This is a genomic window from Verrucomicrobiia bacterium, from assembly GCA_036405135.1.
Taxonomy (GTDB): Bacteria; Verrucomicrobiota; Verrucomicrobiia; order Limisphaerales; family JAEYXS01; genus JAEYXS01.
Window position 1 is genome coordinate 219,495 of sequence record DASWYF010000002.1, and the last position, 15,059, is coordinate 234,553.

Sequence of the window (15,059 nt, forward strand, 5' to 3'; positions counted from 1 at the left end):
TCAGCGTTCAGAGTGATGGTTCTTCAGTATCTTTTCTTTCTTATCCTGAGGGAGCTGGCTTTGGGCAAGCCAGTCGAGGGCGGCTTTTTCATCGATGTGCAGCCAGTTGCGCGCGATGTTCTCCATGTAGCGATGGCGCGTTGTCTGGTCGCTGATGTTGTTTACGGCGATGGCGGCGATGGTGGGCTCGTTGTTCAGATTATCCACCATGGCACCATAGGCGCCATCGCGGGATTTGCCTGCTGGTTGGGTGTTCAACCACAGCAATGCGCCATTGGGATCTTGGGAGACCCATGAGGAGGCGATCTGGCGCAGGGCGTTTTCGCGCAACTGGCCTTCAGGAAAGGCGCTGACCCATTTGGCGGCACCGGCGGGATCTTCGCGACTCCATGTAGAGACGACTTGCTTGGCGGCGGCGTCTTGTTCCGGTCCGGCAGGGAAAGTGGAGACGAGATTAGCGGCTTCCACGGGAGAACTGCTGGCGAGGGAACTCATGATGTTGGGGAGAACGCGCTCGCGGAGTTTGGGATCATTGGAGGAATTGATCCAATTAAGGGCGGCAGCGGGATCGGTCTGGCTCCATTGCTGGGCGACGCTGGAGAGGTAGTTATCCCGCTTGCTGCCTTCGGGCAAGGACATGCCGAAGGCGACGGCGTCCGAGGGGGATTGCCGTCCCCATTGACGGGCCAGTGCCTGGCTAGCGCTGAGGAGGAGGGTTTCGTCCTTGATGGTCTTGAGCCATTTCACTGCGTCATCCACATCTTGATTTCCCCAAGTGGCGATGATGGCGTTGATGGTGTTCTCTCGGTTCTGGCCGGAGGGAAGTTGTTGCGCGACGTTCATGGCGTAGCGCGGATCATTTTGGGCGATGGCTTGAAGGGTGCCGCGCAGGGCTTCGTTCTGGATATTGCCGGGCGGGAGATTGCGAACCCAGGCCATGGCTTTTTCGGGATCCACATCGGCGAGTTGTCCGGCGATGTTGCTGTATTGATAGCTATCCATAGAGCCGGCGGGCAGTGTGGTCATCAATTGCGAGGCGGCTACCGGGTCTTGATTAGCAAGGTAGTTGAGAACTTGGGAGAGGGATTGGCGTTTGATGGTGCCGGGAGGTTGGGCTTGGATCCATTCGACGGCGGCTTTGGGATCGGACTGGCTCCAGGTGGTCAAGGCGGAGTTCAGGAGTTCGGTGCGGATACTGCCGGGGGAAAGATTTTGGACGTAGGTGATGGCGTCTTTGGGATTGTTGCGGGTCCATTCGGGGAGAAGGTAGCGCAAGGCGGTGCGGCGGTCGGTTTCACTGGTAGCGTTCTTGGCCCATTGCAAGGCGGCTTGAATGTCTTGCCCGGCCCAAGCGCGCATGATGTCGCCGAGGGCTTGCTCGCGTAACTGGCTGGGCAGCTGGTTGGCGGTGGCGAGAGCTTTGGGCGCATCTTGGGTGGCGATCTGGCCGAGGACACGGCGGATGGCGGATTTGCGAGAGGAGAGATCGTCCAATTGCATCGCGCGGCTTAAGGCGGCATCGGGATCGATCTCGGCCCAACGGGCGAAGATATTGCCGATCGTATATTCTTCACGGCGGTTCTTGGGCAGGGAGAAGAGGGCGTCTAAGGCGGCTTTGGGGTCTTTGGCGGCCCAAGCGTTGATGATCTGTTGATTCAGATTTGAGGCTTCGAGCGGGGAAAGATTTTCGGCGCTGAGTTGCAAGGCGTGGGCGGGATCGCTCTCGGCGACGGTGCGGAGGAGGTTGCTCCAAACGGACTGGCGGATGGTGCCGGTGAGTTTGCTGGCATATGCCAGAGCGCCGGGGAGATCGACGCGGCTCATGGCGGCGATGACGACGGAGATGGCGTAATCGCGCTGGCTGCGATCACGGATATTTTCGGCGAAGGCGAGGGCATCGGCAGGGGCAAGCTCAGCCCAGCGGGGCATGAGGTATGTGTTCACGGCATAGCCGTTGACGCCGCGTGGGGCTTCGATGAGGCGACGGATCAGAATGCCGAGATCGCTCGCGGTGAGGCCGGAGGTGATGGTGTAGACGCGATCGGCGCGGGGATTGGAGCGCACTAGGAGTTCACGGAGCTGGCGCTCGGCTTCAGACAAAGAAATTGTGGAGTTCGCGGGAGCGGGGCGTGGTGGTGTCGGGGGCGTGACGGACTTGGTGATCTTGACGACGGATTTGGAGGGAGCGTTGGTTGCGACGGGAGGAGGAATGGGGGACTTGCGCTGGCCGAACTGATAGCCGATGGCAAGGGAGACAGCGATCAGGGCGATGGCGATGAGTGCGACATTTCGCATGGCGATAGGTTAAATTAAGCGCAATGGAATGGGATAAACAAGGTCTTAGCCACGGATGGAACAAAGATTTACACGGATGGGGGAATAAATAACCAATGCCCAAGCACGAATGACGAAGGAATGAGCAATGCAAAATTGATCAATGAAATATCGGATGCCGGTTGCATTGGTGGGCAAATGAAGACGGAACAAGTCGGGGATTTGAACAGGAGGGGGACGGAGGGAACGGAGTTTTAACAGAAGGGCGCTAAGGGGGCGGAGGAGAGGAATCGAGGGCGACGACGAGTCCGAGGACGATTACGATTTTGTGCGTAACCGAAGGGTTGGTGGAGCGTCATGGATGGGGTAATGTCCGTTTATCAATCATTTCCAATTATCATGAAGAGATCATTTTGTTTGGTGGTGTTGGCGGCTGGTGCTTTGAGTTTCGCGAATTTCGGTGCGCAGGCGCAGGAGGTGGTGCCGAGAGATGAGGCGTTGAAGGCGTCGTTCGCATTGTGGAATGCGGCGGGAAAATTGGAGGATCTGGCGCTGAAGGTGGATGTGGATATAAAGAATCCCTATGGATTGACCAAAGGAGATATTGGGATGGTCGTGATCCCGGAGACGAAACTGGCTGATGTGCTGGCGAAGGCGGGCGAGACGGAGTTGCCGCTAGGACAATTATGGATGAAAGGGCTGGTACCGGAGGTGGATGGCAAGGTGGTGCCAGATAGCAAGCTGAAGCTGGTGGAGATCACGGTAAAGGATCAAACGGGAGATGTGGTGCTGTGCACATTGGGAGTGAAGAAAACGGAGAAGAACGGTATGGAACTGGTCATTTATGGCAATGGCAAGGAGCCGATCCAAGTGGTGGCTTTGAAGGCTTCCAAGAGTGGCAAGCAGGAGTATCCGATCGAACTTTCAGTGACGCCGGGCAGTGATAATGCGCACGTGATGATCAAGGTGTTGGGGAAGTATGAGGGGGAAGTGACGGTGAGGAAGGACTAAAAAGTTTCAAGTTTTCAGTGTTCAGTTTTCAGCCAGCACCGGTGGTCGTGAGCGAAGAGTCTCATGTTTCAGGTCTAAAGTTTCAGGTCGGTGCGATTTGGTTGCGCTGAAATAAAAAAGCCGCCTCGGGTTGAGGCGGCTTTGAAGTTTTTAGGCGCCGATACGTGATGAGCGCGCTTGGACTGCCGGCTGCAATCCGGCAGCACTTTGCTACAGCAGACTGGAGGAGTCGGTATCGAGATACAGTGTGCATTGGGCCTGCGTGCGCAGGTAGGAGGCCGGGCAAGCGGTGGCGATGGGGCCTTTCAGGGCGGCTTGGGCGGCCTTGGCTTTGCGCGTTTCCGGGCAGAGGCAGACCATCTTCTTGGCGCGGCAGAGTGCGGGGATGGTCAGGGTCAGCGCGTAGTGCGGCATCTGGTCTACGCTTGGGAAATGGCCTTCGTTCACTTGCTGCAAACGGCAGGCGAGATCGAGCTGGACGATCTTCACGAGGCGGGTGTCGTTGAAATTGGCGACCGGGGGATCATTGAAAGCGATGTGTCCATTCTCACCGATGCCGAGGCAGCAGAGGTCGATCTCCTGCGCGTTCAAGAGGGCGGTGTAACGCTCGCATTCCACGATGGGTTCGAGAGCGTCACCTTCCAAGTAATGGAACGCCTTGGGTTTGAGCTTCGACTCTACACGTTCACGCATGTAGCAGCGGAAGCTGGCTTTGTGCGCGGGATGGATGCCGAGGTATTCATCCATGTGGAACAAAGTGACCTTGGACCAATCCACACCGCCGAGGCGGATGATTTCCTCGAGAAATTTGATCTGGGAATTGCCGGTGGCCAAGATGGCGGCGGCGGAGCCCTTCTTAGCGATGACAGAAACTAAATAATCGCGAACGGTGAGGGCGGCATCGGCGGCCATGTCAGGCTGGTTGGCGTAGACACGAACGGGGAGGGAATCGACGGTGTACGTTTTGATCGGCTGTGGCATGAACTTTACTTTTTCTTCGGGTTCAAGGTTTCATTCAAGACGGGTAATAGACGCAGGAATCAATCTGGCATTCATTCCGCCTGAAATGAAGGGGCAGACTAGGGGAGGACGGTAGGGGGCGCAAGTGGACAAATGGGAAGGAAATTTTAAGTTCTGAGTTTTAAATTTTGAGTTTTTTGGGTGGAATGAACGCCAGTCCCAAGTTTTTAGTGGGAAGTTTTAAGCCACAGATTAAACACAGAAACGCACGGATTAGGGAAACGCAAATGGGACTGGTTTTTGAGATTTTGTCTCCATGTAGCGCATATAGTGCATATAGGCCTCACGATGAGATGAAAATGATGACAGGCTGAAGGTGTGAGAGAGAATATTTTGTGCCGATGTAGCCGATATAGCGGATGGAAGGCTAACGGTGGGACGGAAAGAGTGGCAGGATGGGGACATGAAAATTTAGTCCGAGAATAGCGAGGCTAAGGATAACGGATATGGCGATGAGATGGCAGGGTGAGGGTGAAGGGCTGAGGTGGGTAAGTGCCTCCTCTCCCCGGCCCTCTCCTCCGTCGGCGGAGGAGAGGGGGATGGGAGCGCGTTGTGACTTTGGTGCGGCGTGAGGATGAGTGAATTTTTGTGAACGCATTGGAACGCAAGGGATGCAGCGGGACGGGAAAGAGAGATGATGCGGGTGTTGAGAGCCGGTAGTTGGATGGGAGACCGGTTGCGGAAAGGGTTAGGGGCGGGGTGGAACTCCGACAAGGGTCGCGAGCAGGCCCGTCCTTACCAGAATGAGATGCCGCAGGCCTTCTCATGAGTGTTAGGCATAAAATTTTTGCGGCTGCTGCGGCTGGTTCCCTCGGAGGGAACACAGCCGCGGTCCAAGAAAAGCGACGATTAATTTAAGTATGAAAGTGATTGCGAAGGATTATCGGACGGGGAAGGCGGTGGAGATTTCCTGGGAGGCTGGGAAGATCACGGGCATTTCGCCTTTGGCCGAGGGGACGCGCGCGGAGGTGTGGCTTGCGCCGGTGTTGATCGATGTGCAGGTGAATGGGTATGCGGGCATCGATTTTCAGCAGGATGATCTGACGGAGGCGGATTTGCTGAAGGCGGTGCGGGGGGTGCAGCGGGATGGTTGCGGACTGGTTTTGTTGACGTTGATCACGGATGAGTGGTCGCGGTTGCTGGCGCGGTTGAAATATATCCGGGCGTTGCGGGATGCGAATGCGGAGCTGAAGGCGGGCATCGCGGGGTGGCATATCGAGGGGCCGTTTCTTTCGCCAGAGCCGGGTTTTAAAGGAGCGCACAATGCAGCGGTGATGTGTGATGCGACGGTGAGGCACATCGATGAATTGCTGGCGGTGACGGAGGGGGATCCGGTGTTGCTCACGGTGGCTTCGGAAAGGGCGGGTTCAGCAGAGGCAATCCGTTATGCGGCAAGCAAAGGGATCAAGATCAGCTTGGGGCATACGAATGCTTCGGCAGAATCGATCGCGGAGGCGACCAAGGCAGGGGCGGTAGGATTCACGCATTTGGGAAATGGGTGTCCGCGCACGTTGGATCGGCACGATAACATTGTGTGGCGGGTGCTGGATCAGTCTGCATTGACGGTGGGCATCATCCCGGATCGCATCCATGTATCGCCGGAGCCGTTCCGGTTATTTTACAAAACGCTGGGCATGGAGCAGATTTACTACACCACGGATGCGATGGCGGCGGCGGGAGCGCCTCCGGGACGATATCGCATCGGCGCTGTCGAAGTAGAAGTGGGTGCTGATCAGGTGGTGCGGTTGCCGGGGCAGCCGAACTTTGCGGGATCTGCGCTGAGTCCATTGGAAGGGGTGCAGCGCACAGCGGAGATGCTGGGTGAGGTGTGGCAGACGGTTTGGCCGTGCTTCTCGACGGTGCCAGCGCGGATGATGGGATTGGACGTGGCATTGGAACCGGGTAAGGCGGCGAGTTTCTGCCTGATTGAGACGGAAACAACGGGTAGGCCGAAACGCATCCGGGTGATTTTGAACGGTGAGGAGAAAGGGTTGTCGAAGTAAATAAGCCATTTGGTCGCGGTCCGAATTGGCTGTGGTCCACAAACAGGGTATACTTCTGGGAGACTTATCACATGAGCGAAACACAAAAGCTATCACCGCGGGAGGTGATTCAAGCCATTCAAGCAAACGTCGAGCAGGTCATGAAGGGCCAGAGCGAGGCCATTCGTAAGCTGCTCGCGGCACTCATCAGCGGCGGGCATGTGCTGCTGGAGGATTATCCAGGCACAGGTAAGACGACGTTGGCGAAGGCGCTGGCACTCTCTGTGCAAGCGGAATTCAAGCGCATCCAGTTCACGCCGGATTTGCTGCCATCCGACATTCTCGGTGTCTCCATCTTCAACCAACGCGATCAGCTCTTTCATTTTCATGAGGGACCGGTATTCGCGAACATTTTGTTGGCGGATGAGATCAACCGCGCCTCACCACGCACGCAATCGGCCTTGCTCGAGGCAATGGGTGAAGGGCAGGTGAGCGTTGAGGGTGTTCAGCGCAAATTATCCGAGCTGTTCTTCGTGATCGCGACGCAGAATCCGGTGGAGTTTCGCGGAACGTATCCACTGCCGGAGGCGCAGATGGACCGGTTCGCGCTGCAATTCACGCTGGGTTACGTGAGCACGGAGGAGGAAGTTTCCATCCTTTCGGCGCAGGAGCGGAAGCATCCGATCGAAAGTTTAAAACCGTGCGTGACGATGGCGGATGTGATGATGACGCGGCAGGCAGTGCAGGCGATCAGCATCAGCGAAGAATTGAAGCGTTATATCGTGGACTTGGTTTCGGCGACGCGTAAGGCGCAGGGAGTGCAATTGGGCGCAAGCCCGCGTGCATCGTTGTCATTGATGAAAGCGGCGCAGGCATTGGCGATGTTCGATGGGCAGAAGTTTGTGACGCCGGAGAATATCCAGGAGCTGGCGGTAGAGGTCATCGCGCATCGTATGGTGATGGAGCCGCAGGCGAAGTTCAGCGGGCTTTCAGCGAAGGGTGTGGTGCAGGATATTTTGAAGACGGTGAAGGTGCCGGCTTAGGAAAAGCGAGCAGGTGAGGGCACCTGCACGACTGAAGCAGACGAGGGCGTCTGGTCCACTATGGAGAGTGTGGAAAATGGGAGACTGGACAGGCGGTGGCGCCTGTCCCACTACGGAGGGTAAGGCAGGCGAGAGTGCCAGTCTTACTAGGGGGTGCAGATGTGTCGGGGAAATGAAGTGATATAGAAGTGTGAAATGGGGCTTAGACAACTTTCGCCGGAGGTCATACCGACAGTATCGCGGCTACTACGTGATGCGCCGGTGGATTGTGCGGCGTGTGGGGCGTGTGGGGGTGCTGATCCTCGGATGCACCATAGTCCTCGCGATGTTCGGCCTGGATACGAATCTGACGGTGGCGTATCAGGCGCTCTCGCTGATGTTGGTGCTAATACTTGTGGCTTTGCTCACAAGGCGGCTGGCGAAGACGAAATTCAGCGCGCACCGGATTTTGCCGCGCTTTGCTTCAGCGGGTTCGCCGGTGAAATATCGTGTCCGCTTCAAGAATCTGGGGCGTTTCACGGTGCGGGATGTGGGATTGTTGGAGGAACTTTCCGATCCGCGTCCGACGTTGGATGAGTTTCTGGCTACGCCTGAGCCAGGAGAGGAAAAGCGCAACTGGTTTGATCGCACCTATGGTTTCTACCGCTGGCAGTGGTTGGTGGATATCAATCAGCGGGCGATCGTCACGGAAGGCAAGGTGGATCGTTGCCTTCCCAAGGCGGCGGTGGAGGTCGAGATGGAGCTGCTACCGAGACGGCGTGGGGTGCTGCATTTTGAAAAGATGATCGCGACCAGCATGGATCCCTTAGGAATATTCCGTCAGCTCTCACCGGTGACATTGCCGGACAAGCTGCTGATCTTGCCGAAACGGTATGCGATACCGCACTTTGCACTGCCGGGAACGATGCGATATCAGCAAGGCGGTGTGGCGCTCGCGGCTTCGGTGGGTGAATCGGAGGAGTTCGTTTCCCTTCGTGATTATCGCCCGGGTGATCCGATGCGGCATATCCATTGGAAAAGTTGGGCACGCTCGGGCAAGCCGATCGTGAAGGAATTTCAGGATGAGTTCTTTGTGCGGCACGCACTGATCTTGGATACATTCGATACGGTGGCTTATAGTGAGCAATTTGAAGAAGCGGTTTCGGTGGCGGCTTCATTCGCCTGCACGATCCAGACACAGGATTCGCTGCTGGACCTGATGTTCGTAGGAGCCCAGGCGTATTGCTTCACGGCGGGTCGCGGTTTGGCGCATACGGAGCAAATGCTGGAGATATTAGCGTCGGTAAATCTTTGTCAGACGAAGGGTTTCAAGTCGCTGGCGAATGTGGTCGTCGAGCATATCCCGGTGGTGAGCGGATGCATCTGCGTATTGTTGAAATGGGATGAGCCGCGCAAGGAGTTCATCCAAATGTTGCGCGGATTGAATGTGCCTGTGGTAGTATTCATCGTGACCGAGAAAAACGCTGCAAAGATAATGGATCTGGGGCCGATGGCGGATATCCCGGCACAGTTCCACCAGCTTGAGGTGGGCAAGGTGGAGGAGGCCTTGAGGGCATTATGAAGACACCTCCGTTTTTATTGGGACTGTCGCTGGTGTTCTGGGGATACCAGTCTGGAATGCTGTGGGTGGGGGGTGCTTTGGCGGTGTTGATGGAGCTTTCGCTGATCGTCAGGCAGCGTTGGGATGTGGATCGCGGGGATTATTATCGCGTGTGGGATTTTTGCGCGATCCTGTTTGCCGCCTCGGCGATCTATTGTTTCGTGTCGAGGGATACCACAAATGACGTGATGGAATTTTTCCAGGCGACGAACTACAGCAAGCGCAATCAGGTCTTGAACAATGCGTTTGCCACGGCGTTTATCTTCTTTCAATGGATGCCCATCGTGTTCTTTCCCATCGCGATGACTCAGGCATATGCAGCGAACCCGTCGATTCCTTACAGCACGTTCTCGTGGATCTGGCGCAGGCAGTTAAGACAGGGGCTGGTGGCGGAACGAGGTGCGATGAATGTCTCCTATCCGTATTTCGCGATCGTGCTGTTCTCGACCTCGCTCGTGAATGAGCGTGATCCTGTCTTTTATATCGGGTTGAGCATTCTGGTGCTGTATGCTCTGGCGGCGATACGTTCACGGAGATTTTCCCCGCTCATCTGGGCCCCGCTCGCCCTGGCCGTGGTGGTGTTGGGACATTTTGGCCACATCGGCCTGCAACAGGCCCAAGGGGCGGTGGAGACGAGCTTCTCACAATGGCTCTCCAAGATCATCAACCGCAATTCGAATCCGTATGAAAGCCGGACGGCTATCGGGCGATTGGGCAGGCTGAAACTTTCTGGCGAGGTGGTGATGCGGGTGGAGGTGCAAGGGGCACCTGTGGAGCTTTTACGGGAAGCCAGTTATGACACGTTTGTGAGCCCATCCTGGATCGTGACGCGCAGCAAATTCGAGGATGCCGTTTCCGAGAATGATGCGACGACGTGGCCGTTGATTCCCGAGAAGGAGACTAAAGGCACGGCGATCATCTCCACATATTTCCCTCGCGGTCGAGGCATGTTGTGCGCGCCGAACGGCGTGGCGGCGATTGACAAGCTGCTGGCGGCGCAGATGGAGACAAACTTTTACGGTGGCATCCGGGTGTCGAATGCGACGGCTTTCGCCCGGTATGAAGCGAAGCATTCACCGGGGAAGACGATCGACTCAGATCCGATCGAAGCAGACCGAATTGTGACGGACAGCGAGAGCGAAAGCGTCAAACGGGCGGTCGCCGAGACAGGATTGAAACCAGAGGATACTTTGGAGAAAAAATTGATAGTTTTGCAGCAGTTCTTCACTGAGAAGTACCGTTACGACACCTGGCAAGGGAGGAAAGAACTGCGTCCCAAGGAAACGATGCTGGGATACTTCCTGCTGCGCAGCCGCGCCGGGCACTGCGAGTACTTCGCCACGGCCACGGTGCTGATGTTGCGGGCGCTTGGAGTCGAGGCGCGCTATTCCGTGGGTTACGCCGTGCAGGAGACGGAAGGCGGGCCCAACCGCTTCGTGGTGCGTGAACGGCATGGTCATGCATGGGTGCTTTATTACGACCGCGCGGAAGGGGTGTGGAAAGACTTTGATACGACGCCGCCGGACTGGTTCGCAGTGGAAGAGGCAAAGAATTCGTCGATGTTCGAGCCGCTGAAGGATCTATGGTCCAAGATGCGATTTCAGATATCCGAGTGGCGCTGGCTGACGGATCGCGAGAAGTTTCGGCAGAACATGATCTGGCTGATGGTGGTGCTGATCGCCGTGCTGGCGTGGCGCCTGGTGCGGCGCAGCCGGATGAAAAAAACGGATGGAGGACCTGCGGGGACTTCCAAGCCGATTGATTGGCCGGGGCGTGATTCGGAGTTTTATGCTGTTGAGCAGAAGCTCGCGGCCATGGGGCTGGATCGTTTGGAAAGCGAAAGCATCAATGATTGGTTGGCGAGGGTACGTGAACTGATGCCGGATGCCGTAGTGGAACTCCCGTCGCTGGTGAAGTTGCATTACCGGTATCGTTTTGACCCAGCGGGTTTGTCAGCAGAGGAACGCAAGGTGTTGAGGGAAGGGGTGGCGGAATGGATGAAGACGCAGAAAGTAGGAGTCAAATAAGGATTAAAGACGGTCTCGAAAGAATACCGTATTCGCAAGAAAAACTATGCCCGCCGGAAAACAGGGCGAAGCTGTTCCGACAGCGTTCGCCCCAGCGATGAAGTGTTTCCGACGGGCATGTGGGCTCCCCACCCAAAAGAAATTCTGCAGGAGACCGGCTGATGGCGGTAGTCACATGTCCCTTTGTAAGGCCCCGAGGTCAGTTGGAAGTAAGTCGGCATCCCCAAGCTGTCACGTCCACCCAGACGGTGCTTGCAGATGCCGGCTTCAGTCGCGTTCCCCTGCAGGAAGATGTTCATAAAAATTTGGTGCGAAAGTTCAATGAGCTTGTGGAACGACCGGCAAAGCGGTTGAACCGTGATCTTTGTTCCCAGACTTATGCCAACGGTCACGTGTAAGCGCATAGGCGATGCCGCCGGCGAAGAATGCAAAGGCAGCCAATACCACTAGATAACCGGTGGGCGTGATGCGCAGAACTTCCAGTGTGTGGTTCAGCGCCACGGTGGCGATATTGCAGGCAGCCGCAGCGGGCAAGGCTTTGGAGGCCCAGTGACCTTGGAACAAACGGGCCAGCACATAGACGCCGGCGATGAACAGGCTGGCGAGCGAGATCAGCAGCGCGGCATCCAGACCGGCGATGGAGCCCCAACGGAACGAGTGCAGGGGCAGGGCGATGGCGAAGGCTTTCCAGACGGCGCGAGCAAAGGTGGTGCGTTCACCGGTCCAGAAAAGGCTGTGGGCCAGACCGAAAAGCAGGGCATTCTGGAACGCGAGTTGCTCGACGTAATCAAAGTGCGCGAAGAGATATTGCGAACCAAAACCGACGATGACTGCGCCAGCTATGGCACCACGCGGATTCCGGGAGCGGCAGGTTTGCAGGAACACGTAAGCGCCGATCGCGAGCAAAATGACCTTCTCGCGGCTGAAATCCGGGATGTAACGGTGGCCCAGATGGTGCGGGATGGCCGCGAGCAAGGCCATGAGGGAAGCGAAGAGGAATTCTTTCGCCGTTTCATTGCGCTGCACCAAAGTTTGCCAGCCGAGCAGGGCGCAATTCAAAGCGGTCAGTCCGAGGAATAGCCGCGTGTCCGCCTGCATAGCGAAGACCGTGGCAAGTATCGGCAGCACGAGCATACGCGAGCGGTAGATCTCAGCGCGCATGACGAAATCGGACAGGCGCAGATTGATCACCCAAGCCAAAGCCCAGAGCATCGGAGCGACCGTCCAGAGCCGGAAGCGGATGCCGTCCAGGTAGTCCATGGAGCGCAGATGCACCGCCGTGGCGATGATCCAGATGATGGCGGCAGCGAGCGGTGTCCAGCGGCGGGTGAGGGAGCGTTCCGTGAGGTCTTGGCTGCGGGGAAAGGCCAGCAACGTCAGGAACAGCACGGGCATGAACCAGCGCCAGAGTTGCGGGCTCAGTTGTGTCCACGACTGGCTGTCCTCGCCGATGACGGCGCGGAAGTGGAGCGGGAAGGCGAGGTTTGTGACGAGCAGCACGGCCCCCAGCGCCAGTCCGGCGACGGGCAGGTTCAGCGGACGCAGATACAGCTTCCAACTGGTGAAACGCAGGATGGTGAAGAGCGTGGCGGCCAGACAGAGCGAGGTGGTCCACACCGCGCGATTTTCCATCATGGAGGCCTGGCTGATGAGGATGAAGGGGACGAAGACGAACAGGTTCTCCAGCCAGAAGAGCAGGGCGGTATCGTGCCACAACTGGCGACGGGCGAGGAACAGGGCGGTCAGCACCAACAGGAGCTCGTAGACCTGAAGCGAGCTGAAATTGAAGGCGAGCTGGGATTGTTCCTGACCGAGCATCTGCGGGTCCACGGAAACGAGGTAGATACCTTGGAGCATGAACAGGGCGCTCAGGAGGAAGAAGGGGTTGCTGGCGATCACTAAGCTTAGGAGTTTCTTCCAGGGGATGCCGGTGAAGAGGTCGAGCACGTTGTGATGGCGTGTCCACATGCTCGGTTCTTCTTCAGCCGGAAAGGGTGGACTGACGCGCAGCGGTGGCGGTGAGACAGGTTCCGGGCCTTTCTGCGAACCATCTGAAGGGGAGTTTTCAGCGTTCATAGGGTGCTCCTTGGTTGGTTGTTTAGTTATCAATTACTATCATAAACTATCATTGTAAATGCTTTTCTATCAAAAATGTTGATTTTAATCATTTCTTGATAGTTAATGAGTATCAATGAGCGCGACCAATGATGTTTCCTCTGCCAGCCCGCAATGGTTTTCCATCAAGGAAGCCGCCGAATACCTCTCCATCAGCGAGCCGACCCTTTACCGGTGGATGCAGGACGGGAAGATCACGTTTCGCAAGGTGGGGGATTCCACCCGTTTTCTAAAGGAGGACCTCGATGCCGTGGTGGAGGTGCATCCGAGCGCGAAGGAACTGGTGAAGGTGGAACTGACCTGCCCGGCGTGTCATCATGATGCGATGGTGGAAGGTCGGCTGGAGAGCACGGGCCGCAGCTATTTCGTGCCGAAGAAGACGAAGTTCTGGACGCTGAAGGACAGCAACGTGGAGACGCGGGCGCGCATGTGCGAGCGCTGCGGCTATCTGATGCTTTTTGGTGACGTGGCGAAGCTTGAAGCACTCATCGAGCACAAGGAGAAGATGGAGGCGAAAGAAGCGAAGAAGGAGAAGGAGTGATTTGAAGAAAACATCGAACATCGAACTCCCAACTTCCAACATCGAGAGTGGGAAGGAATGAGCAATGACCTGGCATCACAATGAGGTGCTATCTTAAGAGAAGCGGTTTATGCAAACCGGAACAAAAGAGATCGGAGTGATTTTGGCGCTAGTTCTGCTTGCCGGGGTGGTTGTGGTGGTTGCCAGTGCGTATCCGGTTCCGGGCTCTCGGAGATTTTGCGGTCATCCGGATGAGCGATTCAAAAGTGTGGATGGATTTCTCGATTGGGTTCAGGGAGTCAGGCATCATTGCAAAGGAGGAAAGTTGATTGCCGACCTTAAGATGCTGCAATTGGCGCAGAAGATGCATCTGGACGATACTGGCAGATACGCAGCCAATGAAGCGGAGCTGGTTCCGTATCTTGGGAGCTGGTTCAAGACGAACTACTATATCGTAAATTATTCTGCGGGCGCTAATCAGTGGTCGGTTGCGGTGGATAGATCACAGTATCTGCCTGGACATTATTTGCTGACTGGCGGAAAGGTCCATTTCCATGAGACCAATCCAGCGACGACCAATGATGTGCTTCTGGCCGTAGTAGAAACGGATCGGTGAGCTTTTTTGCGGAGGTTTTATGTTTGGGTTGATGCTGTTGATGCTGGTGTCGGCGCTGGCATTCCTTGCCGGTCGCAGGCTGGCATCTGGCTGGTCGCGCAGTGCGCGCATGGTGGGAGTGTTGGTCAGTCTGCTGACGGCGCTGGCGTTTTTCCGATGGGCGTATGATACGGCTGCCGTGGTGTTGCTGGTGCCACCGTCATGGTTGCCGTTCGCGGCGGAATGGCAGGTGCCTTTGGTGGCTTTGGGAGCAGGGATTTTCATGCGTGAGACGAATTTGCCTTGGTGGCGAAGAATCGTCCTGGGTGCTTTGCTGGTAGTTGGGGCTTCTCTGCCGGTGGGAAAGGTGGTCTTTGGGGAGGTGCCGCGTAGTGTTGATTTTTGGGACGGCATGGTCTGTCGCCAGACGCATCCGTCCACTTGCTGTGCAGCGGCAGCGGCCACCTTATTGCAATATCATGGTATCGCGGCAGTGGAGGGTGAGTTGATCATGGCCTGTTTTACACGGAAGGATGGGACATCGCTTGGCGGCCTGCTGCGCGGAGTTGAGTTGATGGCCCGCCCACAGGGGTATCGCGCGAGGGTGGCGACAGCTACGTTGGATGATCTGAGGAGCAAGGAACGGCAACCGGCCATCCTGCTGGTGAATTTGCGGCCGGAAGTCGCGGCGAAGGAGCCTCGCTACGAGAACCAGTGGGGCTGGGTTATCGGGCAGAGTCATGCGGTGGTCCTGCTTGGCTTTAATGAGGCCGGTCACCCGATCATCGGTGATCCTTCGGTGGGGAGGGAGGTTTGGAGCCTGGAGGGACTGACGGAACTATGGGTGGGAACAATGGTTTGGCTGGAATAGT

General features: G+C 56.7%; 11 protein-coding genes. 8 read left to right on the forward strand and 3 right to left on the reverse strand.

Features of this window, described 5'->3' with window-relative positions:
- A complete protein-coding gene (locus tag VGH19_01040) occupies positions 1-2,295 on the reverse strand; it encodes a hypothetical protein (protein ID HEY1169927.1) in 2,295 nt (764 codons plus the stop codon).
- 378 nt (positions 2,296-2,673) lie between these two features.
- Here VGH19_01040 and VGH19_01045 point away from each other — a divergent pair, with 378 nt between their 5' ends.
- The gene (locus VGH19_01045) at positions 2,674-3,285 is read left to right on the forward strand and encodes a hypothetical protein (GenBank protein HEY1169928.1); all 612 of its coding nucleotides are present in this window, start codon (positions 2,674-2,676) and stop codon (positions 3,283-3,285) included.
- Between the two features lie 210 nt (positions 3,286-3,495).
- Here VGH19_01045 and VGH19_01050 read toward each other — a convergent pair whose 3' ends face one another.
- Positions 3,496-4,266 (reverse strand): glucosamine-6-phosphate deaminase, encoded by a 771-nt coding sequence (locus VGH19_01050; GenBank protein HEY1169929.1) that lies wholly within the window; start codon positions 4,264-4,266, stop codon positions 3,496-3,498.
- Between the two features lie 899 nt (positions 4,267-5,165).
- Between VGH19_01050 and VGH19_01055 the strand changes: the two genes are divergently transcribed.
- The 4 genes from VGH19_01055 to VGH19_01070 all read left to right on the forward strand — a co-directional run bounded on the left by VGH19_01055 (position 5,166) and on the right by VGH19_01070 (position 10,957).
- The gene (locus tag VGH19_01055; GenBank protein ID HEY1169930.1) at positions 5,166-6,308 is read left to right on the forward strand and encodes an N-acetylglucosamine-6-phosphate deacetylase; all 1,143 of its coding nucleotides are present in this window, start codon (positions 5,166-5,168) and stop codon (positions 6,306-6,308) included.
- Positions 6,309-6,379: 71 nt separating this feature from the next.
- Positions 6,380-7,330 (forward strand): MoxR family ATPase, encoded by a 951-nt coding sequence (locus VGH19_01060; protein ID HEY1169931.1) that lies wholly within the window; start codon positions 6,380-6,382, stop codon positions 7,328-7,330.
- A gap of 190 nt (positions 7,331-7,520) precedes the next feature.
- Entirely contained in the window at positions 7,521-8,891 is a 1,371-nt protein-coding gene (locus tag VGH19_01065; protein HEY1169932.1) for a DUF58 domain-containing protein, read from the forward strand.
- A complete protein-coding gene (locus VGH19_01070) occupies positions 8,888-10,957 on the forward strand; it encodes a transglutaminase domain-containing protein (protein ID HEY1169933.1) in 2,070 nt (689 codons plus the stop codon). Before VGH19_01065 ends, VGH19_01070 begins: the two co-directional genes overlap by 4 nt.
- A 318-nt stretch (positions 10,958-11,275) precedes the next feature.
- Here the strand turns inward: VGH19_01070 and VGH19_01075 are convergent, their stop codons facing one another.
- Complete coding sequence (locus VGH19_01075; GenBank protein ID HEY1169934.1) at positions 11,276-13,033, reverse strand: hypothetical protein; 1,758 nt, start codon at positions 13,031-13,033, stop codon at positions 11,276-11,278.
- A 115-nt stretch (positions 13,034-13,148) separates the two neighbouring features.
- Between VGH19_01075 and VGH19_01080 the strand changes: the two genes are divergently transcribed.
- The 3 genes from VGH19_01080 (at position 13,149) to VGH19_01090 (ending at position 15,058) form a co-directional block, all read left to right on the forward strand.
- Entirely contained in the window at positions 13,149-13,613 is a 465-nt protein-coding gene (locus VGH19_01080) for a helix-turn-helix domain-containing protein (GenBank protein HEY1169935.1), read from the forward strand.
- Between the two features lie 109 nt (positions 13,614-13,722).
- Positions 13,723-14,208 carry a hypothetical protein gene (locus VGH19_01085; protein ID HEY1169936.1) on the forward strand — a complete coding sequence of 162 codons (486 nt, stop codon included), beginning with the start codon at positions 13,723-13,725 and terminating at the stop codon, positions 14,206-14,208.
- 19 nt (positions 14,209-14,227) lie between these two features.
- Entirely contained in the window at positions 14,228-15,058 is an 831-nt protein-coding gene (locus VGH19_01090; GenBank protein ID HEY1169937.1) for a cysteine peptidase family C39 domain-containing protein, read from the forward strand.
- Position 15,059 lies beyond the last annotated feature (1 nt).